The sequence below is a fragment of the Streptomyces sp. CBMA29 genome (assembly GCF_014596445.1).
Taxonomy (GTDB): domain Bacteria; phylum Actinomycetota; class Actinomycetes; order Streptomycetales; family Streptomycetaceae; genus Actinacidiphila.
Genome location: NZ_MECL01000193.1, coordinates 24,837 through 50,730, shown reverse-complemented (window position 1 = coordinate 50,730; position 25,894 = coordinate 24,837). Strand labels below are relative to the sequence as shown.

Annotated in this window: 21 protein-coding genes; 13 read left to right on the top strand and 8 right to left on the bottom strand. The window is 72.7% G+C overall.

Going from position 1 to position 25,894, the window contains the following annotated elements; translation table 11 throughout:
* Positions 1-78: 78 nt before the first annotated feature.
* From BGM09_RS25700 to BGM09_RS25680, 5 genes are all read left to right on the top strand, one after another.
* The gene (locus BGM09_RS25700) at positions 79-1,254 is read left to right on the top strand and encodes a uroporphyrinogen-III synthase (RefSeq protein WP_188284077.1); all 1,176 of its coding nucleotides are present in this window, start codon (positions 79-81) and stop codon (positions 1,252-1,254) included.
* Between the two features lie 134 nt (positions 1,255-1,388).
* Positions 1,389-2,006, top strand: a complete 618-nt coding sequence (locus BGM09_RS25695; protein ID WP_188284076.1) for a CGNR zinc finger domain-containing protein — start codon at positions 1,389-1,391, stop codon at positions 2,004-2,006.
* Between the two features lie 161 nt (positions 2,007-2,167).
* Positions 2,168-4,432, top strand: coding sequence for a HelD family protein (locus BGM09_RS25690; protein ID WP_188284075.1), 2,265 nt, complete (start codon positions 2,168-2,170; stop codon positions 4,430-4,432).
* 376 nt (positions 4,433-4,808) lie between these two features.
* On the top strand, positions 4,809-6,254 hold the full coding sequence (locus BGM09_RS25685; RefSeq protein ID WP_188284074.1) for an NAD-dependent malic enzyme: 1,446 nt from the start codon (positions 4,809-4,811) through the stop codon (positions 6,252-6,254).
* 222 nt (positions 6,255-6,476) lie between these two features.
* A complete protein-coding gene (locus tag BGM09_RS25680) occupies positions 6,477-6,758 on the top strand; it encodes an HU family DNA-binding protein (protein WP_188284073.1) in 282 nt (93 codons plus the stop codon).
* Positions 6,759-6,827: 69 nt separating this feature from the next.
* Here BGM09_RS25680 and murA read toward each other — a convergent pair whose 3' ends face one another.
* Positions 6,828-8,177 carry a UDP-N-acetylglucosamine 1-carboxyvinyltransferase gene (murA, locus tag BGM09_RS25675; protein ID WP_188284072.1) on the bottom strand — a complete coding sequence of 450 codons (1,350 nt, stop codon included), beginning with the start codon at positions 8,175-8,177 and terminating at the stop codon, positions 6,828-6,830.
* 328 nt (positions 8,178-8,505) lie between these two features.
* On the opposite strand from murA, the gene BGM09_RS25670 reads away from it, so the two are divergent.
* The 7 genes from BGM09_RS25670 to BGM09_RS25640 all read left to right on the top strand — a co-directional run bounded on the left by BGM09_RS25670 (position 8,506) and on the right by BGM09_RS25640 (position 17,820).
* Positions 8,506-9,084, top strand: a complete 579-nt coding sequence (locus tag BGM09_RS25670) for a YqgE/AlgH family protein (protein ID WP_188284071.1) — start codon at positions 8,506-8,508, stop codon at positions 9,082-9,084.
* Between the two features lie 11 nt (positions 9,085-9,095).
* Complete coding sequence (locus tag BGM09_RS25665; RefSeq protein ID WP_093716639.1) at positions 9,096-9,395, top strand: DUF3039 domain-containing protein; 300 nt, start codon at positions 9,096-9,098, stop codon at positions 9,393-9,395.
* Positions 9,396-9,431: 36 nt separating this feature from the next.
* Complete coding sequence (locus BGM09_RS25660) at positions 9,432-10,703, top strand: hypothetical protein (protein ID WP_188284070.1); 1,272 nt, start codon at positions 9,432-9,434, stop codon at positions 10,701-10,703.
* A 282-nt stretch (positions 10,704-10,985) separates the two neighbouring features.
* On the top strand, positions 10,986-12,617 hold the full coding sequence (locus BGM09_RS25655) for a beta-N-acetylhexosaminidase (RefSeq protein ID WP_188284069.1): 1,632 nt from the start codon (positions 10,986-10,988) through the stop codon (positions 12,615-12,617).
* A 267-nt stretch (positions 12,618-12,884) separates the two neighbouring features.
* Positions 12,885-13,757, top strand: coding sequence for an FAD binding domain-containing protein (locus BGM09_RS25650; protein ID WP_317452895.1), 873 nt, complete (start codon positions 12,885-12,887; stop codon positions 13,755-13,757).
* The gene (locus tag BGM09_RS38005; RefSeq protein WP_223187589.1) at positions 13,754-15,514 is read left to right on the top strand and encodes a (2Fe-2S)-binding protein; all 1,761 of its coding nucleotides are present in this window, start codon (positions 13,754-13,756) and stop codon (positions 15,512-15,514) included. Before BGM09_RS25650 ends, BGM09_RS38005 begins: the two co-directional genes overlap by 4 nt.
* Positions 15,511-17,820, top strand: coding sequence for a xanthine dehydrogenase family protein molybdopterin-binding subunit (locus BGM09_RS25640; RefSeq protein WP_188284067.1), 2,310 nt, complete (start codon positions 15,511-15,513; stop codon positions 17,818-17,820). Before BGM09_RS38005 ends, BGM09_RS25640 begins: the two co-directional genes overlap by 4 nt.
* A 273-nt stretch (positions 17,821-18,093) precedes the next feature.
* On the opposite strand, the gene BGM09_RS25635 is transcribed toward BGM09_RS25640, so the two are convergent.
* From BGM09_RS25635 to BGM09_RS25605, 7 genes are all read right to left on the bottom strand, one after another.
* A complete protein-coding gene (locus BGM09_RS25635; RefSeq protein ID WP_188284066.1) occupies positions 18,094-18,831 on the bottom strand; it encodes an isocitrate lyase/phosphoenolpyruvate mutase family protein in 738 nt (245 codons plus the stop codon).
* Positions 18,828-19,274 (bottom strand): carboxymuconolactone decarboxylase family protein, encoded by a 447-nt coding sequence (locus BGM09_RS25630; RefSeq protein WP_188284065.1) that lies wholly within the window; start codon positions 19,272-19,274, stop codon positions 18,828-18,830. Before BGM09_RS25630 ends, BGM09_RS25635 begins: the two co-directional genes overlap by 4 nt.
* A gap of 136 nt (positions 19,275-19,410) precedes the next feature.
* On the bottom strand, positions 19,411-20,094 hold the full coding sequence (locus BGM09_RS25625) for an NADPH-dependent F420 reductase (protein WP_188284064.1): 684 nt from the start codon (positions 20,092-20,094) through the stop codon (positions 19,411-19,413).
* A 58-nt stretch (positions 20,095-20,152) separates the two neighbouring features.
* The gene (locus tag BGM09_RS25620; protein WP_188284063.1) at positions 20,153-20,845 is read right to left on the bottom strand and encodes a TetR/AcrR family transcriptional regulator; all 693 of its coding nucleotides are present in this window, start codon (positions 20,843-20,845) and stop codon (positions 20,153-20,155) included.
* A gap of 148 nt (positions 20,846-20,993) precedes the next feature.
* Entirely contained in the window at positions 20,994-22,199 is a 1,206-nt protein-coding gene (locus tag BGM09_RS25615) for a cytochrome P450 family protein (RefSeq protein ID WP_188284062.1), read from the bottom strand.
* Positions 22,200-22,310: 111 nt separating this feature from the next.
* On the bottom strand, positions 22,311-22,877 hold the full coding sequence (locus tag BGM09_RS25610; protein ID WP_317452894.1) for a hypothetical protein: 567 nt from the start codon (positions 22,875-22,877) through the stop codon (positions 22,311-22,313).
* Between the two features lie 317 nt (positions 22,878-23,194).
* Positions 23,195-23,638 (bottom strand): DUF6907 domain-containing protein, encoded by a 444-nt coding sequence (locus BGM09_RS25605; RefSeq protein ID WP_188284061.1) that lies wholly within the window; start codon positions 23,636-23,638, stop codon positions 23,195-23,197.
* Between the two features lie 194 nt (positions 23,639-23,832).
* Here BGM09_RS25605 and BGM09_RS25600 point away from each other — a divergent pair, with 194 nt between their 5' ends.
* A complete protein-coding gene (locus BGM09_RS25600) occupies positions 23,833-24,813 on the top strand; it encodes a twin-arginine translocation signal domain-containing protein (protein WP_317452893.1) in 981 nt (326 codons plus the stop codon).
* The last annotated feature ends 1,081 nt before the right edge of the window (positions 24,814-25,894 follow it).

The window sequence follows — 25,894 nt, the reverse complement described above, 5'->3', positions numbered from 1 at the left end:
GGCGGATCAGGGACGGTCCGCCCGCCGTCCGGCACGCGTAACTCCAGCACAACCTCAAGCAAGAGCGGGGCGGGAGCCATGCAGGCGCAGTCGACCAGGAACAGCGATCCGGGCCGGGGCGGCGGTGTGCCGCCCCTGGCCGGGTTCACCGTCGGGGTGACGGCGGCCCGCAGAGCCGACGAGCTGGCCGCGCTGCTGGAGCGGCGCGGCGCGGTCGTGCTGCGGGCGCCCGTCCTGCGCATAGTGCCGCTGCCCGACGACACCGAACTGCTGGAGACCACCAGGCGACTCATCGCCGACGCACCCGACATCGTGGTCGCCACCACGGCGATCGGCTTCCGCGGCTGGATCGAGGCCGCCGACGGCTGGGGCCTGGGCGAGGCGCTGCTGCGCAGGCTCGGGGAGGTCGAACTCCTGGCCCGCGGGCCCAAGATGCGCGGCGCGGTGCGCGCGGCCGGGCTGCGCGAGGCGTGGTCACCGGCCTCCGAGTCGATGGCCGAGGTCCTGGAACGCCTGCTGGACCAGGGAGTCGAGGGCCGCACCATCGCCGTCCAGCTGCACGGCGAGCCGCTGCCCGGCTTCATCGAGTCGCTGCGGGCGGCCGGGGCGACCGTCGTGGCGGTGCCGGTCTACCGCTGGATGCCGCCCGAAGACCTCGGGCCCGTCGACCGGTTGCTCGACGCCGTCCTGTCCCGGTCGGTCGACGCGCTGAGCTTCACCAGCGCCCCGGCCGCCGCCTCCTTCCTCGACCGGGCCCGGCAGCGCGGCCGTCGCGACGAACTCCTCGCCGCGCTGCGCCACGACGTCATGACCGCCTGCGTCGGCCCGGTCACCGCGCTGCCGCTCCAGGGCCACGACGTGCCCACCCGGCACCCCGAACGCTTCAGGCTCGGACCGCTGGTGCAGCTCATCGCCAGCGAACTGCCCGGCCGCGTACGGCCGTTGCCCGTCGCCGGGCACCACGTCGAGATCCGCGGGCACGCCGTCGTCGTGGACGGGACGCTGCGGCCGGTGCCGCCCGCGGGCATGGCCCTGCTGCGGGCGCTGGCCCGCCGCCCCGGCTGGGTCGTCGCCCGCGGCGACCTGCTGCGCGCCCTGCCCGGCTCCGGCCGCGACGAACACGCCGTCGAGACCGCCATGGCCCGCCTCCGTACCGCCCTCGGCGCCCCCAAGCTGATCCAGACCGTCGTCAAACGCGGCTACCGGCTCTCCCTCGACCCGCACGCGGACGACAAATACGGCTCGGCGCCGTAAGCCGCCGAGGACCGGGGTAGCTGAGGAAACTGAGGAAACCGAGGCAACAGCCGTTGACGACACGCCCTAGACCCCGCGACGGCCGCCGGGCACCCTGGGGGGAAGGTGACGGGCGGGCGGGAAGGCGGCTGACCATGAGGGGAACGAGCCCGCTACGGTTCGACACCGGCCGGCTGTGTCTCGATCTCGTCGCCACCCGCACCGGCCGCCCCGAGGAGGAGCGGCTCGGCACGCCCGACCGGCTGGCCGCGTGGCTGTACGGGACCGGCCTGGTGCCGCGCGCGCCCGGGGAGGCGGCGCGGCCCGACCTCGCCGTGGACGACGGCTGGCTGAGCGGATTCCGCGGCCTGCGCGACGTCGTCTGCCGGGTCGTGACCGCCGAGGTCGCCGGTGAGCGGCCCGCCGCCGCCGACATCGCCGAGCTGAACGCCACGGCGCTGGCCGCCCCGCCCGCCCCGCGCGCGGTCACCGGCGAGGGCGGCGCCCTGATCCGTGAGCTGGCCGCGCCCCCGGAACCCGCGGGACTGCTCGCGGCCGTCGCCCGCGACGCCGTCGCGCTGTTCACCGACCCGCTGGCCCGTACGCAGCTGCGCCGCTGCGAGGGCGAGAGCTGCTCGCTGGTCTACCTGGACACCTCCCGCGGCCGGCGCCGCCGCTGGTGCAGCAGCGAGATCTGCGGAAACCGCGAGCGCGTCGCCCGGCACCGCCGTCGCACCACCACGCGCGGGACTCTCACCTCGCCCCAGGGCTGACCGCCGGGCTGCCCGGCCCGGCCGGAAAACTGACCGCGCCTCAGACCCGACCGCACGGCGGAGTGTGCAGAAGCCCGCAGGTCGCGTACGGTTGCAGGCTGCCCCACGTGCCCCGTCACGTACGTGGGCGGCGCATGACGCAATGAAGAAGGGGGTCCTGCGTGGCCGCGCAGACCACAGCCCACCTGGGGGTCCGGGATCAGGAGATCGCCGTCGAGCAGGCGCATCTGGACCGGGTGTACCACCGCCTCGAAGAGAAGATCGACGAGGCCGAGTTCCTGATGAAGGACGCCGCCCAGCGCGGCCACGTCGGCACGCCGGGCGCGCTCGCCGAACGCGACGCGCAGGTCTTCCGCGCGGGGGTCCACCTCAACCGGCTGAACAGCGAGTTCGAGGACTTCCTCTTCGGCCGGATCGACCTGCTGCGGGGCAAGGACGGCAAGAAGGGCGCCGACGGCGCCTTCACCTCCGTCGAACCCGCCGACGACGCCGTCCGCGAGGACAAGACCGCCGCCATCGCCGAGACCCTGCACATCGGCCGGATCGGCGTCCTGGACAGCGAGTACGCGCCGCTGGTCATCGACTGGCGGGCCCCGGCCGCCGCGCCCTTCTACCGCTCCACCCCGGTCGCGCCGGGGCGCGTGGTGCGCCGCCGGGTGATCCGCTCCAAGGGCCGCAAGGTGCTCGGCGTCGAGGACGACCTGCTGCGCCCCGAGCTGACCACCGGGCTGCCGGTCGTCGGCGACGGCGCCCTGATGGCGGCCCTCGGCCAGGCCCGCAGCCACACGATGCGGGACATCGTGGCGAGCATCCAGGCCGAGCAGGACATGGTGATCAGGGCGCCCGCCGCGTCCGTCACCGAGGTGACCGGCGGCCCCGGCACCGGCAAGACCGCCGTCGCCCTGCACCGCGCCGCGTATCTGCTCTACCAGGACCGGCGGCGGTACGCGGGCGGCATCCTGTGCGTCAGCCCGACACCGCTGCTGGTGTCGTACACCGAGGGCGTGCTGCCCTCGCTCGGCGAGGAGGGCCAGGTCGCGATCCGCGCCGTCGGCTCGCTGGTCGACGGGGTCTCCGCCGACCTGTACGACGAGCCCGCGGTGGCCAGGATCAAGGGCTCGCTGCGGATGCAGAAGGTGCTGCGCAACGCGGCCCGGGGCGCGCTCGACCTGACGCCGGGCCGCCCGGCGACGCTGCGCGTGGTCGCCTTCGGCCGCCGCGTGGAGCTGTCGGAGCAGGAGCTGGCGGGCATCCGCCACAACACGCTCGGCGGCACCGCGCCCGTCAATCTGCTGCGCCCGCGCGCCCGCCGCCTGCTGCTGGACGCGCTGTGGCGCAGGACCGGCCGCCGCTTCGACGATCCGGAACTGGCCGCGGAGGAACGCCAGGGCTTCGACGAGGACATCAGCACCGAGCAGGACTTCACCGACTTCCTCGACGCCTGGTGGCCGGTGCTCCAGCCGCGCGCCGTGCTGGCCGCGCTCGCCGACGAGAAGCGGCTGGCCCGCTGGGCGCGCCGGGTGCTGTCCCCGCCGGAGGTCCGCCGGGTGGCGCGCTCGCTGCGCAGGACCGGCGCCACCGCGCACGACGTGGCGCTGCTGGACGAACTCGACACGCTGCTCGGCCCGGTGCCGCGCCCCAAGCGCCGCGAGACCGACCCGCTGGACCAGCTCACCGGCCTGGACGAGGTCACGACCTTCGCCGACCGGCACGACGCGGGCCGCCGCAGCCGGGCCGAGCGCCTGGACGAGGAGCGCACCGAGTACGCGCACGTCATCGTGGACGAGGCGCAGGACCTGACGCCGATGCAGTGGCGGATGGTCGGGCGGCGTGGCCGTACGGCCACCTGGACGATCGTCGGCGACCCGGCGCAGAGTTCCTGGACGGACGTGGACGAGGCGGCGCGGGCGCGCGACGAGGCGCTCGGCACCCGGCCCCGGCGGCGCTTCACCCTCACCGTCAACTACCGCAACCCCGCCGAGATCGCGGAGGTCGCCGCCACCGTGCTGGCGCTCGCCATGCCCGGCATGGAGTCCCCGCGCGCCGTGCGCTCCACCGGCGTCCTGCCGCAGTACGCGGTCGCGGGCGACGACCTCGGCGCGGACGTACGCCGGTCCGCCGCGCGGCTGTTGGAGGAGGTCGACGGCACGGTCGGCGTCGTCGTCGCCATGAACCGCCGCGCCCAGGCCCGCGGTTGGCTCGAAGGGCTCGGCGAGCGCGTCGTGGCGCTGGGCAGCCTGGAGGCCAAGGGCCTGGAGTACGACGCCACGCTCGTGGTGTCCCCCGCCGAGATCGCGGAGGAGTCCCCCGCGGGGCTGAGGGTGCTGTACGTGGCCCTGACGCGGGCGACACAACGCCTGATGGTCCTCGCCGCCGAGGGCGACCTGCCAGACGCCGAGGGAGTGCCGGACCTGCTGCGCCCCTGAACGCGCTCTTGAGCGCGCCCCTGAACGCGCCGTGGGCGCCCCCTTCTTTCGAAGGGGGCGCCCACGTGACGTTCACGACACCGGCCCGCCATGCTCGCCTCGCGGCAAGTGGGCGCTCGAAGCGCCTAAGGTTGGGCCCGGGGGCTTGGATCGAGCCGGTGCCGTACTCAGGCTAACAAACGGCTCCGAGAACCTCTTCCCGGCGGACGAAAATCTCTTCTTCGGTCCACCCGGTTGCGCCGCTCCCGCATCGCGGAAGTATTCTTCCAATCTTCACCCCGCACGGGTTTACGCGTACCCGTCGGTAGGTGCAACGATCGACGGGCAGCACCACCAGCACCAGAGCAGCAGCAGAGGAACCGGAAGAAGGTCCGTCATGGCAACGGCGCCAAGCGTCTCGTACTCGATCACGGTACGGCTGGAGGTCCCCGCCAGCGGGACCGCGGTCAGCCAGCTCACCACCGCGGTGGAGTCCTCGGGCGGGTCGGTCACCGGCCTTGACGTCACCGCGTCGGGCCACGACATGCTCCGGATCGACGTCACCGTCGCCGCCAGCTCCACCGCGCACGCGGACGAGATCGTCGGCAAGCTCCGCGGCATCGAGGGCGTCGCCGTGAGCAAGGTCTCCGACCGTACGTTCCTCATGCACCTCGGCGGCAAGATCGAGATGCAGTCCAAGCACCCGATCCGCAACCGTGACGACCTCTCCATGATCTACACCCCCGGCGTCGCCCGGGTCTGCATGGCCATCGCGGAGAACCCCGAGGACGCCCGCCGCCTGACCATCAAGCGCAACAGCGTGGCCGTGGTCACCGACGGCTCCGCCGTCCTCGGCCTCGGCAACATCGGGCCGAAGGCCGCGCTGCCGGTCATGGAGGGCAAGGCGGCGCTCTTCAAGCGCTTCGCCGGCATCGACGCCTGGCCGCTGTGCCTCGACACCCAGGACACCGACGAGATCGTGGCGATCGTCAAGGCCATCGCCCCCGGCTTCGCGGGCATCAACCTGGAGGACATCTCCGCGCCGCGCTGCTTCGAGATCGAGGCCCGGCTGCGCGAGGCGCTGGACATCCCGGTCTTCCACGACGACCAGCACGGCACCGCCATCGTGGTGCTCGCCGCGCTCACCAACGCGCTGCGGGTGGTCGGCAAGCAGATCGGCGACGTACGCGTCGTCATGTCCGGCGCGGGCGCGGCCGGTACGGCCATCCTCAAGCTGCTGCTGGCCGCCGGAGTGAAGCACGCGGTGGTCGCCGACATCCACGGCGTGGTGCACTGCGACCGCGACGACCTGGTGCACGCCTCGCCCGACTCGCCGCTGCGCTGGATCGCCGACAACACCAACCCCGAGGGCGTCAGCGGCACCCTGAAGGAGGCCGTGACCGGCGCCGACGTCTTCATCGGCGTCTCCGCGCCCAACGTCCTGGACGGTACGGACGTCGCGCGGATGGCGGACGGCGCGATCGTCTTCGCGCTCGCCAACCCCGACCCCGAGGTGGACCCGGGCGTGGCCCGCGAGACCGCCGCCGTGGTCGCCACCGGGCGCAGCGACTTCCCCAACCAGATCAACAACGTCCTGGTCTTCCCCGGTGTCTTCCGCGGCCTGCTGGACGCCCAGTCCCGCACCGTGAACACCGAGATGATGCTGGCCGCCGCGCACGCGCTGGCGGACGTGGTGGGGGAGGGCGAGCTGAACGCCAACTACATCGTCCCCAGCGTCTTCAACGACAAGGTCGCGGGCGCGGTCGCCGACGCCGTACGCGACGCGGCCAAGGCGCAGGGACCGGCGGTCGCCGCCGCGGCGACCGCGCCGGGCGCGGTCTGACAATCCGTCCGACAAACGGATTCGATGCGTCGACCATGTGACGACAATCCGTCATCCCCGTGGCGTCCCCGTGCAATCGCATCGTTTTTTGTGCGACTCGCGCGGTCGGTGGATTGGCTTTCCCCCCATATATGGGGGCAGGATGCACACCTGGGCAGTGAGGCACACAGCAACAGCTTCGAGCTCGCGCCCCCATGGCAGAAAGAACACGGGAGTACAGATATGAACCGCAGTGAGCTGGTGGCCGCTCTGTCCGAGCGCGCCGAGGTGACCCGCAAGGACGCCGACGCCGTACTGGCCGCGTTCGCTGAGACCGTCGGTGAGATCGTGGCCAAGGGCGACGAGAAGGTCACCATCCCCGGCTTCCTGACCTTCGAGCGCACCCTCCGTGCGGCCCGCACCGCGCGTAACCCGCAGACCGGCGAGCCGATCGACATCCCGGAGGGCTACAGCGTGAAGGTTTCGGCGGGCTCCAAGCTCAAGGAAGCCGCCAAGGGCAAGTAATCACATCGCCAAAGGGCGGCTTCTCCCCGGGGGAGAAGCCGCCCTTTCGCATGCGGCTCGCCGTATCGCTCAGGAAGCGACCGCGCCCGCGGGCTGGGGCAGCTCGATGTGGGCGCCCAGGCTCTCCAGCTTGGCGAGGAAGTTCTCGTAGCCCCGGTTGATCAGGTCGATGCCGTGCACACGGGAGGTGCCCTGCGCGGCCAGCGCCGCGATCAGGTACGAGAAGCCGCCGCGCAGGTCGGGGATGACCAGGTCGGAGCCCTGGAGCTTGGTCGGGCCCGACACGACCGCGGAGTGCAGGAAATTGCGCTGCCCGAAGCGGCAGGCGGAACCGCCCAGGCACTCGCGGTAGAGCTGGATGTGCGCGCCCATCTGGTTGAGCGCGGAGGTGAAGCCGAGCCGGGACTCGTACACCGTCTCGTGCACGATGGACAGCCCCGACGCCTGGGTGAGCGCCACCACCAGCGGCTGCTGCCAGTCGGTCTGGAAACCGGGGTGCACGTCGGTCTCCAGCGCGATGGCGTTGAGCGGGCCGCCCGGGTGCCAGAAGCGGATGCCGTCGTCGTCCACCTCGAAGGCCCCGCCGACCCGGCGGAAGGTGTTGAGGAAGGTCATCATCGACCGCTGCTGGGCGCCGCGGACGTAGATGTTGCCCTCGGTGGCCAGCGCCGCGCTCGCCCAGGAGGCGGCTTCGAGGCGGTCGGGGAGCGCCCGGTGGTTGTAGCCGCCGAGCTTGTCGACGCCGGTGATCCGGATGGTCCGGTCGGTGTCCGTCGAGATGATCGCGCCCATTTTCTGCAGGACGCAGATCAGGTCCTCGATCTCCGGCTCGACTGCCGCGTTGGACAGCTCCGTGACGCCCTCGGCCAGCACCGCGGTGAGCAGCACCTGTTCGGTCGAGCCGACCGACGGGTACGGCAGCCGGATCTTGCAGCCGCGCAGCCGCTGCGGCGCCTCCAGGTACTGGCCGTCGGCGCGCTTCTCGATGGTGGCGCCGAACTGCCGCAGCACGTCGAAGTGGAAGTCGATCGGCCGGCCGCCGATGTCGCAGCCGCCCAGGCCAGGGATGAAGGCGTGGCCGAGCCGGTGCAGCAGCGGGCCGCAGAACAGGATCGGAATGCGGGAGGAGCCCGCGTGGGCGTCGATGTCGGCCACGTTGGCGCTCTCGACGCGCGTCGGGTCGAGGACCAGCTCGCCCGGTTCCTCGCCGCTCTGCACCGTCACGCCGTGGAGCTGGAGCAGCCCGCGTACGACGCGTACGTCACGGATGTCGGGGACATTGCGGAGTCTGCTCGGTCCGCTGCCGAGCAGGGCGGCGACCATGGCCTTGGGCACGAGGTTCTTCGCACCGCGGACACGGATCTCGCCCACGAGGGGGGTTCCGCCATGAACAAGCAGTACATCGGCGATGTCGGTCATGGATCTCGCGATCTTCGGAACGGTTGGTACGGGGGACACGTACGGGGGAGGCCGGGCGCGGCCGGGGTGCTCGCCGCGCGGAGCGCAGGAAGAAATGGTAATGCGCCTACTGACCCGTCCCGGCTGCCGTGAACCTCGGCCCGTGTCATGACTTCGCTACAGCGCGGTGCGTGGCGGGCCGGACACCGTCCGCTGCCCCGTCCGCCGCCCGTGCGCCGTACCGCGTGTCGCGCCGTGCCGGCGGATGTCCGGGAGTGCTGTGGCGGCGGATGTCCGGGAGTGGCGGTTGCCGCTCCGCCCAGCGGGTTTGTGCGGGATCATGTGTCCCATGACCGAGGTGTCCTCGCTCACCGGAAGACTGCTCGTCGCCACACCGGCGCTCGCCGACCCCAACTTCGACCGGGCCGTGGTGCTCCTCCTGGACCACGACGCGGAGGGGTCGCTCGGCGTCGTCCTGAACCGGCCCACGCCGGTCGGCGTCGGCGACGTCCTGCTGCCCTGGGCGCCGCTGGCGGGCGCGCCCCCGGTGGTCTTCCAGGGCGGCCCGGTCTCGCTGGACTCCGCGCTGGGCCTGGCCGTGGTGCCGGGCGACGTCCGCGAGGGCGAGGACGCGGACCCGCTGGGCTGGCGGCGGGTGCACGGCGCGATCGGCCTGGTCGACCTGGAGGCGCCGCCCGAACTGCTCGCCGCCGAGCTGGGTTCGCTGCGGATCTTCGCCGGATACTCCGGCTGGGGGCCCGGCCAGCTGGAGAAGGAACTGGTCGACGGCGCCTGGTACGTGATCGAGTCAGAGCCGGGCGACGTGTCCTCGCCCGATCCCGAACAGCTGTGGCGTTCGGTGCTGCGCAGGCAGCGCAATGAGCTGGCCATGGTGGCCACGTATCCCGACGATCCGTCTCTCAACTAGTCTTGAGTCTTATGAGCACTCTTGAGCCCGAGCGCGGGGCGGGCACCGGCACTCTGGTCGAGCCGACCCCGCAGCTCTCCCATGGTGACGGCGACCACGAGCGCTACGCGCACTATGTCCAGAAGGACAAGATCATGGCGAGCGCGCTGGAAGGCACGCCCGTCGTCGCGCTCTGCGGCAAGGTCTGGGTCCCGGGACGCGATCCGAAGAAGTACCCGGTCTGCCCGATGTGCAAGGAGATCTACGAGGGCATGCCGCTGGGCGGCGGGGACAAGGACAAGTCCGGCAAGGGCAGCGGCGGCAAGAGCTGACGTCCGCGCTCCTCGCCGGCGGAAACAGGGGCGGACGTGGACAGCGGTCAGGGTGACGACGGCGCGTTCGGCGCGGCGGACGCGCCCGGCGACGACGACGCGAGCGACGGCGAGCGGGTGCACTCGCTCGTCGCGCAGAGCCGGTTCGCCGAGGCGCACGACCTCGTCAGCGATGCCTTCGTGGAGCGCAACGGCAGTGCGGGCTACCTGCTGCGCGCCTGGATCCTCGCGCAGGAGAAGCGGCGCCCCGAGGCCCGCGAGTCGGTCGACTGGGCGCTGGCGCTGGCCGGGCCCGCGGAGGCGGCCGACGTCTTCGTGCTGGCCGGGGTCGTGCTGCTCTCGCTGGACGAGCCGCACGCGGCGCTGACCGTCGCGCTGCGGGCCACCGGCGCCGACCCCGACGGCTGGGAGCCGTCGGTGCTGCTCTCCGACGTCTACCGGCGGCTCGGCCGGGTGCCGGACGCGGTGGCCGCCGCCCGCCGCGCGGTCGCGCTCGCCCCGCAGGAGGCCGAGGCCCAGGTCGCGCTGGCCCGCTCCCTGACCTCGGGGCGCGGGCTGCTCGGCCGGGTGCCCAAACGGCACCGCGCCGAGCACCAGAACGCGGTGGAGCGGGCGCTGATGCTCGGCGCCGACCCCAGCCAGCTCACCGCGCCGCGCGGCGGGGCACTGGCCGGGATCATCGCCGTCGCCCTCCTGGTGGGCGTCCAGCTCTTCCGGATCGCGACCGGTGACGTCTGGCAGATCATCGCCACCGCCGCGGGGGCCGCGGCGGCCCTGGTCCTGATCGTGGTCCTGCTGACGGTGGCCGGCCGCCGCTCCGGTACGCCGCTGCCCGCCCGGCTGCGGGGCATCCGTGCCACCGTCCGTACGGAGCTGGCCGCCGATCCCTGGCTGCGGCGGGTCCGGGAGATCAACGCCGTCGCCGTACTCCCGCTGGTGCCGCTGGTCACCACCGTGCTGCCCTGCGACAAGGAACGGCAGCGCGCGCCGTGGCCGCTGTGGGCGGTCTCCGCCGTGACCGCGGCCGGTCTGGCCGCCGTGGTCGTCGTCGGCCTCGCCGTCCGCTGGTGGTACGGCGGGCCCTTCGCCGAACGCGCGTTCCTGCGGAGCTGGAACGGGCGTGTGCAGCTCGCGGCCGTGCTCGCGCTGCTGGGCGCCACCCTCGCCCTGGCCTCCGCCCCCGACGTCCCCCACTCCGCGTGGCAGGCTCTCACCGTCGCCCACTTGGCGTGGCTGCTCCTCGGCGTGACCCTGACCGTCCTGCTGGCTGTGCGCGCCCAACGCGAGAGGGCGGCTGCCGCCTTCTGACCGCGGGTCCCGATAAGGGGGTACGTTCCCCCCGCCGCCTTCACCCGCGCCCCTGCGGGGGCTTGTCGCGCAGTTCCTCGCGCCCCTTCGGGGCCCGTGCCCGCCGCCTTCACCCGCGCCCCTGCGGGGGCACGTTTGCGGTGGGCGGTGTGCCGGTCTTTTCAGGGGCGCGGGGAACTGCGCGACCAGCCGCGACGCTTCCGCAGTCGGAGAACCGTCCTCAGCCGGCCAGCTGCGGGATTGGTCTATGCCAATCGCAGATTTCGGGTGAGGATGACCCCCATGGACCTCATTCCGGCCCCGCGCCATCAGACCCCGTACGGCACCGACGACGCCTTCGTCCTCGGGCCCGAGACGACCCTCACCGCGAGCCCCGGCGCCGAAGGCGCCGCGCGCTGGCTGCGCGGAGTGCTCGCGGCGGCGACGGGCCTGCCGCTGGCGCCGGTGGAGCCGTCAGGGAAGGACGTGATCCGGCTGGCGGTGGACGAGGAGGTGGCCAGGGACCTGGGCCCCGAGGGCTACCGCATCATGGCGGCGCCCAACTCCGGCGTGCACGTCTTCGGCGGGAGCCCCGCCGGCGTCTTCTGGGGCGCGCAGACCCTGCGCCAGCTCCTGGGGGCCGACGCCTTCCGCCGGGCGCCCCTGGGGGAGCGCGAGTGGCGCGTGCCGACCTGCCGGATACAGGACGCCCCCCGCTTCGCCTGGCGCGGCTTCATGCTCGACGTGGCACGGCACTTCATGCCGAAGGACGTCGTGTTCAAGTACCTCGACCTGATGGCCGCCCACAAGCTGAACGTGCTGCACTTCCACCTCACCGACGACCAGGGCTGGCGGGTGGAGATCAAGCGCTACCCGAAGCTGACCGAGGTCGGCGCGTGGCGGGAGCGCACGAAGGTCGGGCTGCGCGAGTCGCCGCTGTGGGACGAGCGCCCGCACGGCGGCTACTACACCCAGGACGACATCCGCGAGATCGTCGCGTACGCCGCCGAGCGGCACATCACCGTCGTCCCCGAGGTCGACATCCCCGGCCACTCGCAGGCGGCCATCGCCGCGTATCCGGAGCTCGGCAACACCGACGTCCTCGACGCCTCGGCCCTCCCGGTGCTGACCACGTGGGGCGTCAACCCCAACGTGCTCTCGCCCGCCGAGAGCACCCTGCGCTTCTACGAGAACGTCTTCGCCGAGCTGTTGGAGCTGTTCCCCGGCGAGTTCTTCCACGTCGGCGGCGACGAGTGTCCCAAGGACCAGTGGCGCGCCTCGCGTTCGGCGCAGGAGCGGATGCAGGAGCTGGGCCTGGAGGACGAGGACGAGCTCCAGAGCTGGATGATCGGCCACTTCGACCACTGGCTGACCGAGCGCGGCCGGCGGCTGATCGGCTGGGACGAGATCCTGGAGGGCGGCCTCGCCGAGGGCGCCGCCGTGTCGTCGTGGCAGGGATACGCGGGCGGCATCGCGGCGGCCAAGGCGGGGCACGACGTGGTCATGTGCCCCCAGACCCATGTCTACCTGGACTGGCGGCAGTCGGAGGACCCCGGGGAGCCGGTGCCGATCGCGCACGCCCGCGGCCTGGAGGACGTCTTCCGCTTCGAGCCGGTTCCGCCGCAGCTCACCGAGAAGGAGGCGGCGCACGTCATCGGCACGCAGGCCAACATCTGGACCGAGGTCATGGACTCCGTCAGGGTGCTGGACTACATGGCCTTCCCGCGGCTCGCCGCCTTCGCCGAGGTCGCCTGGTCGGACCTGCCCGCCGCCGACGAGCGCGACTGGCCGGAATTCGAGGCCCGGATGCGGACCCACTACGCCCGCCTGGACGCCCTGGGCGTGGAGTACCGGCCGCCGGGCGGCCCGCTGCCGTGGCAGCGCCGCCCCGGAGTCCTCGGCCGTCCCAAGGACGGTCCGCCCCCGATCGTGTGACTGATTCCGCAACTTCCGCACCCGGCGCGGGCGGAGCTGGCACGGTGGACTGGCGTACCGTCGCAACACACCCGAAGGATGGCAATTCCGGCACAGCGGTTGATTCCGTCAGAGCCGTACGATCGCGCCCGTGACGGACGGATCGGTACTTCGTGGACCCTCGCGTTGACCACCGTGGAACATGTGCCAGAGTTGCCACGTCCAGGCTGTGAGCACGTACGGTACGGCTACCGCGCGACGGAGGAAGGCCGGGAAGGGGCAGGCTGCGTGAGCACGTATGCACGGCAGACGGCGGAGAACGTGACGCTGCCGTCCTCGCTCGACGAGGCGGTGGAGGCGCTCGCCGCCATGCCCGGCGCCGTGCCCGTCGCAGGCGGCACCGACCTGATGGCGGCGGTGAACTCCGGGCTGCTGCGCCCGGACGCGCTGGTCGGCCTCGGCCGGATCAGTGAGATCCGCGGCTGGCAGTACGCGGACGGCGCGGCGCTGCTCGGCGCCGGACTGACCCACGCGCGGATGGGGCGGCCGGACTTCGCCGCCCTCATCCCCGCGCTCGCCGCCGCCGCCCGCTCCGCGGGACCGCCGCAGATCCGCAACGCGGGCACCCTCGGCGGCAACATCGCGACCGCGGCCCCGACCGGCGACGCCCTCCCGGTGCTCGCCGCGCTGGAGGCCAGCGTCATCGTCGCCGGACCCGAGGGCGACCGCGAACTCCCGGTCAGCCACCTGCTCACCGGCATGGACCCGCTGCGCCCCGGCGAACTCCTCGCCTTCGTGAGGATTCCGCTGCTGCACGCGCCGCAGACCTTCCTCAAGGCCACCGGGCGCACCGGCCCTGGCCGCGCGGTCGCCTCCGTCGCGCTCGTGGTCGACCCCGCGCGCCGCCAGGTGCGCTGCTCGGTGGGCGCGGTCGCGCCGGTGCCGCTGCGGCCCCTGGAGGCCGAGCAGTGGGTCGCGGGCCTCATCGACTGGGACGGCGACCGCAATCTCGCCCCCGAGGCGTGCACGGCCTTCGGTGAGTACGTGGCCGCCGCGTGCATCCCGGACCAGGAAGGTGTCGAACTGCCGCCCGCCGCCGTCCAGCTACGCCGTACCGTGGCCGCACTGTCCCGTCGAGCGCTCGGGAGGGCACTGGCATGACCGACCAGCCGCAGCCGGGCGCGCCCGGCACCGACGACAGGTCGGGCACGTCCGGCGGGTCCGGCACGTCGCCCGGTACGTCGGGGACCTGGCAGCCCGTGCCCGGCGGCGGGGACTACGACCCCGACCAGACCATGCACGTCTCCTTCGCGGCCCAACTGCCGCCGGAGCCGCGGCCGGGCGAGGACCCGCTCGGCGCGCACGGCCCGGCGGGACCGCCCGTCACCGGTGAGGGCGACCCGGTCACCCAGTGGTCGATCCCGGTCATAAAAGATGACGCGGACGGCGACTCGGGGGAGTTCTCCGTCGGCTCGTTCGCCTCGCCGTGGGACCAGGCGCCGTCACCCGCGCCCACGCAGTCCTTCCCCGCGGGGATGTTCGGGCAGGGCGCGGCGGCTGCCGCTCAGGCCCAGGCGGCGGCTCAGGCGGCCGCTCAGGCCCAGGCCGGGCAGGGGACACCGCAGGACCAGCTCACCGGCCAGTGGGACTTCAGCGGTGTCGGCACCGGCATCGACCCCGGTACGGGTCTGGGCACGGGCCTCGGCGCGGGAGTTGACGAGGGGCTGCCCTGGCCGCCCACCCAGGCCGCCTGGTCCGCGGCCGTCGACGACCCGGAGGGCCCGCCGCCCGGCGCGGGACACCAGGCCACCGCCGACAGCGCGTTCGCGCGCAACGACCGCAACGTCCACAGCGGCCACGACGTCGACTACGACACCGACCGCGACCCGGCGGCCAGGACGCGCGCCCCCGGCGACCCCGAGAGCCCCGGCAGCGCGGGCGCGCTGCACGACCCCGAGGGCCTGTCGGACGGCCTCACCCCGCTCACCGGGATCGGCGCGCTCGACGGCGTCGACGGCCTGTCCGCGCTCGACGGTCTCCGCGGCCTCGACGCCCTGCCGGGCGGCCTGGACGGCCTGTCCGCACTGCCGGGCTTGCCCGCGCTCGACGGCGGCGAGGAGCTGGTGGCGAACGGCCGCGTACCGGACGGCTTCGTACCGGACGGACATGCGCCGGACGAACTGCGCCTGGCCGGGCCGCTCCCGGACGCCCTCGCCCCGGACGCCCCCGACGCCCCTGCACCGGCCGCAGCCCCGGACTCCGACACGGCGGAGGCGGCGGCGGACGGCGACCTCGCGGCCGACGAGGCCGAGCCGGAGCCGGAGCCGGAACCCGTCGAGGAGACCCACAGCGAACACCCCCTCGCCTCCTACGTCCTGCGGGTCAACGGCGCCGACCGCCCGGTGACCGACGCCTGGCTCGGCGAGTCCCTGCTCTACGTGCTGCGCGAACGCCTCGGCCTCGCCGGCGCCAAGGACGGCTGCGAACAGGGCGAGTGCGGGGCCTGCTCCGTCCAGGTCGACGGCCGTCTGGTCGCCTCCTGCCTGGTGCCCGCGGCCACCGCGGCGGGCAGCGAGGTCCGTACCGTCGAAGGACTGAGCGTGGACGGCCGCCCCTCCGACGTCCAGCGCGCGCTCGCCGAATCCGGCGCCGTACAGTGCGGCTTCTGCATCCCCGGCATGGCGATGACGGTGCACGACCTGCTGGAGGGCAACCACAGACCCACCGACCTGGAGACCCGCCAGGCGCTGTGCGGCAACCTCTGCCGCTGCTCCGGCTACCGCGGCGTCCTCGACGCCGTCGACCAGGTCGTCGCCGCCCGCGAGGCCGCCGCCGACGACCCCGACAACCCGTCGTCCGCGGCCTCCTCCACCGCCCGCGTCCCGCACCAGGGCGGCCCCTCGGGAGGCGCCGCATGACCGGCATCATCGACGGACCGGGGCCCGTCGCGGAGACCCTGGCGGGCTCGGGGGCGGTACGGGGGATCGGCGTGTCGCTGCCGTCGGCCGACGCGCTCCAGAAGGCGCAGGGCACGTACCCGTACGCGGCGGATCTGTGGGCCGAGGGGCTGCTGTGGGCGGCCGTGCTGCGCTCGCCGTACCCGCACGCGCGGATCACCCGGATCGACACCAGCGAGGCCGTCGCGATGCCCGGCGTGCGGGCCGTCGTCACACACGAGGACGTGCCGGGCGACGCGATGCACGGCCGCCGGGTCGCGGACCGCCCGGTCTTCGCCGAGGACCTGGTGCGGCACCACGGCGAGCCGATCGCCGCCGTCGCCGCCGACCACCCCGACACCGCCCGGCTGGCCGCCGCCGCGATCCTCGTCGAGTACGAGGTGCTGGAGCCGGTCACCGACCCCGAGAAGGCGTTCGCCGCCGAGCCGCTGCACCCCGACGGCAATCTGATCCGGCACATCCCGCTGCGCTTCGGCGACCCCGACGCGGTCGGCGACGTCATCGTGGAGGGCCTGTACCGGGTCGGCCGCCAGGACCCGGCCCCGATCGGCGCCGAGGCCGGACTCGCCGTCCCGCGCCCGGACGGCGGCGTCGAGCTGTACGTCGCCTCCACCGACCCGCACGCCGACCGCGACCTGGCCGCCGCCTGCTTCGGCCTCGAACCCGACCGCGTCAAGGTCGTCGTCACCGGCGTTCCCGGCGCGATGGGCGACCGCGAGGACTCCGGCGTCCAGCTCCCGCTCGGCCTGCTCGCGCTCAAGACCGGCTGCCCGGTCAAATTCGTGGCCACCCGCGAGGAGTCCTTCCTCGGCCACGCCCACCGCCACCCCACCCTGCTGCGTTACCGGCACCACGCCGACGCCGAGGGCCGCCTGGTCAAGGTCGAGGCGCAGATCCTGCTCGACGCGGGCGCGTACGCCGACGCCTCCTCCGACGCGCTCGCCGCCGCCGTGGCCTTCGCGGCCGGTCCCTACGTCGTCCCGCACGTCTTCGTCGAGGGCTGGGCCGTACGCACCAACAACCCGCCGTCAGGACACGTACGCGGCGAGGGCGCCCTCCAGGTCTGCGCCGCGTACGAGGGCCAGATGGACAAGCTCGCCGCGAAGGTCGGCCTGGAACCGGCCGAGATCCGGATGCGCAACGTCCTGGCCACCGGCGACCTGCTGCCCACCGGCCAGACCGTCACCTGCCCCGCGCCCGTCGGCGAGCTGCTGAAGGCCGTACGCGACGCCGAGCTGCCCCCGCTGCCCGACGGCGACGACGAGTCGCAGTGGCTGCTGCCCGGCGGCACCTCGGGCGCGGGCGAGCCGGGCGCGGTACGGCGCGGGGTCGGCTACGCGCTCGGCATGGTCCACGTGCTCGGCGCCGAGGGCGCCGACGAGGTGTCGACCGCGACCGTACGCGTCCACGACGGCCGTGCCACCGTCATCTGCGCCGCCGTCGAGACCGGCCAGGGATTCACCACGCTGGCCCGGCAGATCGTCCAGGAAGTCCTCGGCATCGACGACGTCCAGGTGCTGCCGTCCGACACCGACCAGCCGCCGTCGGGACCCTCCGCGCGCGGACGCCACACCTGGGTGTCGGGCGGCGCCGTCGAGCGCGCGGCCAAGATGGTACGCACCCAGCTGCTCCAGCCGCTCGCCGCCAAGTTCGGCATGTCCGTGGAGCTGCTGTCCATCGCCGACGGCAAGATCACCTCGTACGACGGCGTCCTGTCCACCACCGTCGCCGAGACTCTCGACGGCAAGGAGCTGTGGGCCACCGCGCAGTGCCGCCCGCACCCGACCGACCGTCTCGACGACACCGGCCAGGGCGACGCCTTCGTCGGCCTCACCTTCTGCGCGATTCGCGCCGTGGTCGACGTCGACATCGAACTGGGCGCCGTGCGCGTGGTGGAGATGGCCGTCGCCCAGGACGTCGGCCGCATCCTCAACCCCCGCCAGCTCGCCGCCCGCATCGAGGCCGGGATCACCCAGGGCGTCGGCCTCGCCCTGATGGAGGACCTCCGCGCGCCCCGGGGCATCGTCAAACGCCCCAGCCTCACCGGCTACTGCCTGCCGACCGCCCTCGACGCCCCCACGGTCCGCATCATCCGGCTGGTCGAGGAGCGCGACGTCCTCGCCCCCTTCGGCGCCAAGGCCGTCTCCGCCGTCCCCGTCGTCACCGCCCCCGCCGCGGTGGCCGCCGCCGTCCGCGCCGCCACCGCCCGCCCCGTCCCCCGCCTCCCCATCCGCCCCCAAGCCGCCGTGGTCAAGCCCCAGAACTAGGGCCCGTCCGGCGGATCATGGGCGGTCCAGGCGGTGCCTGGTATGTGCGAGCGCAAGGCGCCGGGATGGCCTCGTAGCGGAGCTATTCGGGTATTTCGGCAACGCGGCGTGCGTGCCAGGGGCCGAAGGGGCCGTTCGTGATCCGCCGGACAGGTCCTGGCCTCTCCCGGGCGGGTTGAGCTTTTCAGGGGCGCGGCCACGGCTGAGCGTGCCGGTCCACCGCGCCCCTGAACACCGTGGCCCGGCGCCTTTACGCGACGCGCGCCCGGCGGGTCACAGGCGCATGCCGGTCGCCATTTCGCGGACGGCTTCCAGGGCTTGTTGCTGGAGGCCGCCGCCGAAGGTGACGCGGGTGGCGCCCATGAAGGCGAGTTCGCGGGGGGAGGGGCCGCCGGGGCGGCAGAGGGCGTTGACGGGGGTGCCGACTCCGGAGGCGATCTCGGGGAGGAGGGCGGGCGGGGCGAGGATGGGGTAGACGCAGTCGGCTCCGGCGGCGGCGTACAGGCGGCAGCGCTCGACGGCGGCGCCGGTGGTGCGGTCGCCGCGCAGGAAGGTGTCGACGCGCGCGTTGATGACCAGGGTGTCCCCGGCGGCGGCGCGGACGGCCGCGAGCCGGTCCGCCTGCCGCTGGGGCTCGACCAGCCCCCTGGCCCCCGGCTCGGAGTCCTCCAGATTGCAGCCGACGGCCCCGGCCCCCAGCAGCCGCTCGACCAACTCCTCGGCGGACAGCCCGTATCCGGCCTCGACGTCCGCCGAGACGGGCACGTCCACGGCCCGCGTGATCCGCCGGATCGCGGCGAACATCTCGTCGGCCGGAGCCTCACCGTCCTCGTAGCCCAGCGAGGCCGATACGCCCGCGCTCGGCGTCGCCAGCGCGGGGAAACCCGCGTCCGCGAAGACGCGGGCGCTGGCCGCGTCCCAGGGGCCCGGCAGCACCAACGGGTCGTCCACGGACCGCCCGTGATGCAGCGCCAGCAGCGCCGCCGCGCCCGCCGTACTCGCCCCGCTCACGCGGTCGCCCCCGGCTGCGTCCTGAACGTCACGTTGAACCGGTTCCACGCGTTGATCGCCACGATCGCGGCCACCAGCCGCGCCAACTCGTCCGCGTCGAACTGCCCGGCAGCCCGCGCGTACACCTCGTCCGGCACGAAGCCCTCCGTCAGCAGCGTCACCGCCTCCGTCAGCGCGAGCGCCGCCCGCTCCTTGTCCGAGTAGACCCCCTCGGTCTCCTCCCACGCGCTCAGCAGAAAGATCCGCTGGTCGCTCTCCCCGGCCTTGCGCGCGTCCTTGACGTGCATGTCCAGGCAGAACGCGCACCGGTTGATCTGCGACGCCCTGATCTTCACCAGCTCCGCGACCACCGGGTCGAGCCCCTTCGCCGACGCTTGGCTGAACGCCAGCATCGCCCGGAACGCGTCCGGCGCGTGCTTCGCGTAATCCACTCGCTCACTCATACCGACGACGCTACGGCCTGACCGCCCCGCGCCCTCGTACCACTCCCGCCTCAAAATCCTGGGCCAATCGCGGCAGGAGCGGAGCGGACGGCAGCCCGGCTCCGGCGCCCGGCTTCGGCGCCCGGCTGACCCGGCTTCAGCTCTCCGCCGCCGCCAGAGCCGCCTCGATGTCGGCGACGGAGGCCGGTGCCGGGGGCTCCGCCATGAAGTCGGCCACCGACGTGTCGGCGTAGGGCAGCCCGTACGCCGCCGTGCCCGGCTGGAAGCGCCGGCCCTCGGCGAGCGGCCCGGCGTCCACGGTGTCGAAGCCGAGCAGGCCGAGCAGCTCAGCGGCGTGCGCCTTCGCGCCGGCGTCGTCACCGGCGATGGGCAGGGCGCTCCGGTCCGCCGCTCCCGCCGGACGCGGCAGCGCCGCCAGGTGCTTGAAGAAGATGTTGTTGAACGCCTTCACCACGTGGGCCCCGTCGAGATACCCCTGGAGCAGGCCGCTGTCGGTGGTCTCCTTCTCGACCAGCTCGGGGATGTCGCCGTCGCGCTGCGGGTAGTAGTTGCCGGTGTCGATCACGGTCTTGCCCGCCAGCGGCTCCCGCGGAATCCGCGGGTACGCCTTGACCGGCACCGTCACCACCACCCAGTCCCCGGCGTCGGCCGCCTCCGCCGCCGTACCCGCGCGGGCTCGCGAACCGAGCTCCGCGACGAGGTCCGCGAGGGTTTCCGGCCCCCGGGAGTTGCTGAGCACCACATCGAGCCCGCTGTCGACCGCCAGCCGGGCCAGGGTGCCGCCGATGTTTCCGCTGCCGATCAGTCCCAAAGTCGCCATATCGGCGGCAACCGCCGCGGCCTCCTCAGTATTTCCGCCTGCTCGGCCGTTCACCCCGTCAGCGGCGCCGGTGCCGGTGCGGCCCGAGTCCGAGAAGCACGTCGCCGAGCTGGGCGGCGGTCAGGGGCGGCGCGGGCAGGTCCGGCGCGGGCGGGGGCGGCGCGGGCAGGTCCGGCGCGGCCGGGACGGCCCGGAAGCCGTCGAGGAGCAGGGCGAGCGGCCGGGCCCAGGCGTCCGGCGCGACGGCGTTCAGCGCGGGCACGACCCTGCCGAGCGCCGCGAGGGCGAGCAGCACGTCCTCGGTGGTGAGGTCCGGGCGTACGGTGCCCTGCGCCTGGCCGCGCCGCAGCAGGTCGGTGACGGTGGCGTGGTTGTGGGCGTGGACGGCCTCCAGCGAGGCGACGCCCTCCAGGCTCGTGGTCATGAGGTCGTTGGTGCCGCGGTCCGCGGCCAGCGTCGCGAACACGGCGTGCAGGTACCGCGTCAGCCCCGTCCACGCGTCCTCGGCGGCCCGCGCCCGCTCCCCGGCGTCCATGGTCCCGGACAGCGCGTCCCTGAAGACCTCGTCCACGAGCGCGGCGCGGGTCGGGAAGTGGCGGTAGAGGGTCGCGTTGCCCACGCCCGCGCGCCGGGCGATGACGTCGAGCGGGGCGTCCAGGCCCTGTTCCGCGAAGACCTCGCGGGCCGTCCGCGTCAGCAGTCGCCGGTTGCGCAGCGAGTCGCGGCGCCCCGTCGGCGCGTCACCGCCCATCGTGCCTCCTCCGGCCCCTGCCCCTTGGCTCTTGCCCCGGTGTGCCCGTATCCGCGCCCGCGCCCGTATCCGCGCCCGCGCCCGTATCCGTATCCGTATCCGTACCGGAGAGTGCTCCCCGGTACGGATGCTACCGAGCTGCCCGTGGCTACCAGCGCACGGGCAGGTCGTGCAGGCTCCGCATGAGGCTGGTGCGCCACCGCGGCGCGCCGTCGCCGTCGAAGGCCAGGCCGGGGAAGCGGTCCAGCAGGACGCGCAGGGCCAGATTCGCCTCCAGCCGGGCCAGCGGGGCGCCCAGGCAGTGGTGCAGGCCGTAGCCGAAGGCGAGGTGGGCGCGGGTCGAGGCCGCGTCGCGGTGGATGTCGAACCGGTCGGGGTCGGGGAAGCGCGCGGGGTCGCGGTTCGCGGCGGCGATGGAGAGCACGACGCGCGCGCCCGCCGGTATCCGGGCGCCGCCCAGCTCGACCGGCTCCGCGGTGTAGCGGTACGTGCCCGCGGGCACCGGGGACTCGAAGCGGAGCGTCTCCTCCACCGCGCCCGCCAGCAACTCCGGGTCGGCGTGCAGGGCGGCGAGCTGCCCGGGGTTGCCGAGGAGCAGGTGGACGGCGTTGGCGATGAGGTTGACGGTGGTCTCGTGCCCCGCCACGAGCAGCAGGAAGGCCATGCCGAGCAGTTCCTCCGGGGTGAGCCGGTCGTCGGCGTCTCCGTCGTGGTCGCGGACCAGGGCGTGCAGCAGATCGCTCTCCGCCGCGTCCCGCAGTCGCCGCTTGCCCTCCGCCAGCTCCGCGAGGTACGCGGCCATCTCCCGCGCGGCGCGGGCGGACTCCTCCGGCTCGTCGAGCGCGACGACCTTCGTGGACCACTCCCGGAACGCGGCCCGGTCCATGTCCGGTACGCCGAGCAGCTCGCAGATGACGGTGAGCGGCAGCGGATACGCGTACGCGGCCACGAGGTCGGCGCGGCGCGCGGCGGCCACGTCGTCCAGGAGCGCCCCGGCCGCCTCCCGTACGCGGGGGCGCAGCGCCTGGACGCGGCGGGCGGTGAACTCGCGGGCCACCAGGGTCCGCAGCCGCGTGTGGTCCGGCGGATCGACCTGGAGCATGTTGAGGCCCACGGAGTACAGCCCGTCGTCCCCGAAGTCCGCCGAGTGCCGCACGTCATTGCGCAGCCTGGGGTCGACGAACGCCGCCCGCACCTCCTCGTGCCCGACCACCAGCCACGACTCGTCCCCGGTCGGGAACCGCACATGGTGCACCGCCCCGCGTACCCGCAGCGCGGCGAACGCGGAGTACGGATCCGCCGTGAAGTCGTCGGTCAGGTCAGCGAGTTGGACAGTGAGGTGTTGCGTACCCATGAGCGCCTCCCGACATCGCAGAAACGGGGACCACCCCCCGTTTACTCGTCCCGCCGACCGTAACACGAAACGGGGACCCCTCCCTGTTTCGTGCTTCGAGAGTGATTTCGCTCAGATCCCCCAGGACGCGGCCGGATCGTCCAGCCACACGTACTGTCCGCCGGCGTCGACCGTCAGCCCGAAGCGCTCGACCCCCGGCTTTCCCCGGCCCGTCCACCAACGAAAGGCGGCCTCCACCTCGTCCCACAGTCGACGCGGTCCGTACTGGGTGTACCGCCCGGTGTGGAATTCCGCCTCGGTGACGGTGGTTGTGGACGCGTCGGCGCCGTCCGCGCCCTCCTGCGATACGTAATCGCCGTGCCGTACGGCGGCCCTCCTGACCAGCCGTGTGAACCGCCCCGACGCCACCCCGTCCTCGACGACCAGCCGTGCCACGGCGTCACCGTTCCCGTAACGCGTCCCCCACGGCGCCACGACGATCCCGCCGGGTGCCGTCTGCTCGACCCAGGCGTACGGGATCTCGCGCATCCCGCACGTGGCGATGACCCGGTCGTACGGCGCGCCCGGCAGGTGCCCGCCGTATCCGTCCCCCGTCACCACCGTCGGGCCGAGCCCCGCCCTTCGCAGCGACTCCCGGGCCGCTGCCGCCACGGCCGCGTCCACCTCGACGGTCGTCACCTTCTCGCCGCCGAGCCGGTGCGCCAGCAGTCCCCGCCCCGTTCGATCGATGTCACTTCCGATGCGTCCCGTCCCCGGGCGGCGCGGACCCCTCCGGATTCGGCGGCTCCTGCGGCGGCGTCCACGGTGTCCCCGGCTGCCCGTCTCCCTCTCCACCGGCACGAATTCCTCGCAGAGTCTTCTCCACGGCACACCTCCTTTGCTCGATTGCTGCGTTATCCGCTGTCCGCTACGCGAGACGCCGTGCGCGTAGTGTTCCGGGGACCTCTCCACGGATGGATCCGTCCTTCACTCACAACGCTAGGAAGGGCAGCGTTTCAACTCATCGCGGATTGCTCGTGATTGCGCACGCGGAAGTGTTGGTGGGATTCCCAGTCGCTTCGGGCACGTTGGAGAGCGGGAGCGACGTCGTTCTCGAAATAGTCGGCTTGGGCGCGGAGTTTGACGGCGAGGGCGACGATGTCGTCGGGTGTGAGGTTGTTGATCCAGAGGTCGTCGACAACGCGGACATTGGCGGACGGGACCCGTTCCTCTACGTCTTCGCTGTAGGGGTAGCAAGTGATGCTGCCGCTCAAGAGGCTGGCCTCAGCCTCGCCGGCCCGGCCGTCGTCGTTCGCGTACGCAGGGTTGTGGATGCTTATCGGCTGCCCATCGAAGGGGCTCCAGTGCGTCAGGTCGATCAGTTCGGTGGAGAGCCTCTCGGGAAGGATGTCCGTTCTGCTGGGATCTTCGGCGGCCCAGGAGGGCAGGTAACCGGTCACGGTGATACCGCTCTTGGTGCTGACGCTGGGAAACCGAACGTCGTTTACCCGTCCCCGCCTGGCACCCGCTGCTGGGCGAGGTGTACGGCCTGCCGGTGGAGAAGATCGTCCGGGCGGTCGCGGCGAGTAAGCAGTGGCGCAGACGTCAGAACCGCCCGGATAGTGGTGAGGGGGGGGGAGAGGAGGGCACGGAGGTGGACCGACGGCAGTTCCTTGGGGCGGCAGCAGCGGCGGCAACGGGTGCGGTGGCTCTGCCCGGCATCGCGGAAGCGCGCCAGGGCATCAACGCGGCGCTGACCGGCTCCGATGCTGGCGACCTCGCCTACCTCGACGGTGCCTTCGGGCGGCACCGCGGCGGTTACCGCGGCCGTCCTCCCACCGTCGTCCTGACGCAGATGCGCGACGACCTCGACCTGCTGCGCGATGTCCTCAGCCGTCCGCACGCGGCTGCCGCGCGAGCCGACCTTGCCCGAACGGCCGCTGGCATCACCGGGCTTGTGGCGATCATCCAGCACGACCGCAGCGATCAGCGCGACTCCCACGGCTGGTTCACCACCGCCGAGCAGGCAGCCCGCGAGTCCGGCGACCGGCAGATGCTCGCCTGGGCGCTGGCACGGCACGCGATGGTCCCCCTCAACTACGGTGCCCCGAAGGCCGCCGCCGACCTCGCGGGTCGTGCCCGAGCCGAAGCCGGGCCGAACCCGTCCGCCGCTGCCGCCCTCGCGGCGGCCGTCAACGCCCGCGCGCTCGCCGCGATCGGAGACCAACGGGGCGCTCTCCGCTCGGTCGCCGACGCCCGCCTCATCGCCGAGCACCTGGACGGCACCCAGGCCGCCGACACCTGGTTCGGCTACCCCCTTCAGAAGCACCACGTTCACCTCTCCCAGGCGTTCACGCTCCTCGGCCGCACCCGCGAGGCGTACGCCGAGCAGGAGGCCGCGCTCGCCCTCACCCGCTCGCCGTCCGTCATGACCCGCGCCCTGCTGGAGATGGACGCGGCCATCTGCGCCCACACCGACGGCGACCCGACCGCGGCAGCCGACAAGGCGGTCGCCATCTGGGAACGGCTCCCCGAGGCGTACCGCGACGGCCTCGTCCGAGCCCGCGCCGAGACCTTGCACCAAGTGCTTCCCGGCGCCGCCCACGCCAGGCTCGGCGAAGCACTCGCGAGCTGACGACCGGCAGACGTGGCCGAGAGGCTGAGACGTTCGGTGGGTCCGGGACTGAGACGGCAATGGAGACGGACGACCCAAGGGGGCGGCACCCTCATCGGGCGCCGCCCTTTTGATTTGCCTGGTCAAAGGCGTTGGAGGCCGTGACCGGAATCGAACCGGCGTAACTCGCTTTGCAGGTAGCTCTCACAAGCGATGTGGCGGAACCTCAGTTGACCAGGCACGACAGCACAGGTCAAGTGGATCGGAGGTGATGAGGCGACTTGCCTAGCGCTAGCAGGGCATCCGTTGAGGACTCCTGACACTCGACTGAGCAGGGCCATAGCCCCTGGGCACAGAAGCCCTCTGACCCTCTGCGTGCCCCTCTCAGGTGGTCCCTGGTCTCCGTGTCCAGCCCTGCCCTGCCGTCTCCACACAAGCCCACATACACGGGTAGACGAAGGGGAGGCAGGGACATTCCCTCTCGGTACTCAATGCCTATCAATCAAGAGAGCCGTCTCTATTCACTACACAGAGCAAAGTCACCCTGCCTGCTGCTTTCCTCCGAGCAAGTCAACGACGACTCACGGATACCGAGGAGAGAATGAAGCCCGGCCCTCACACCAGCAGAAGCCAACCCGGACATTTGTACCCCAGGGTTATTAAATCCGGCAGTAGCTGTAGCTCTGAGTCCCCAAAAAATTCCACCATAAATATCTACACTCATGGTTCTGCCGTAGTCACAGCGAGTGCGGGGGCGTTGAGGGCAGGGGGTGGGGCTAGTTACCCGTCGGTAATATCATGGGCATATGAAGCACTCCTCAGCGAAAATCCGGAAGAACCGACACCTAAGCCTGACTAGCATCTACTTTCCCCCGGTTATTGCATGAGGGCATGCGTTGAGCATGCCCATTCAGTCTACCTTCGTTCCTTTAAGCACTTGGGGCAGGAGCACGGTGGGAACGTCGAGCACACAAGGGGACCGGTTGACTTGACCAGACGCCGAGGTCTGATGACAACCTTCTCTCCGGTCTCAGGGTCGATCCGATACACGGTGATGGTCAGTGCGGGGCCTGTCTCTTCACTTTCCATGCATTGATTGTCA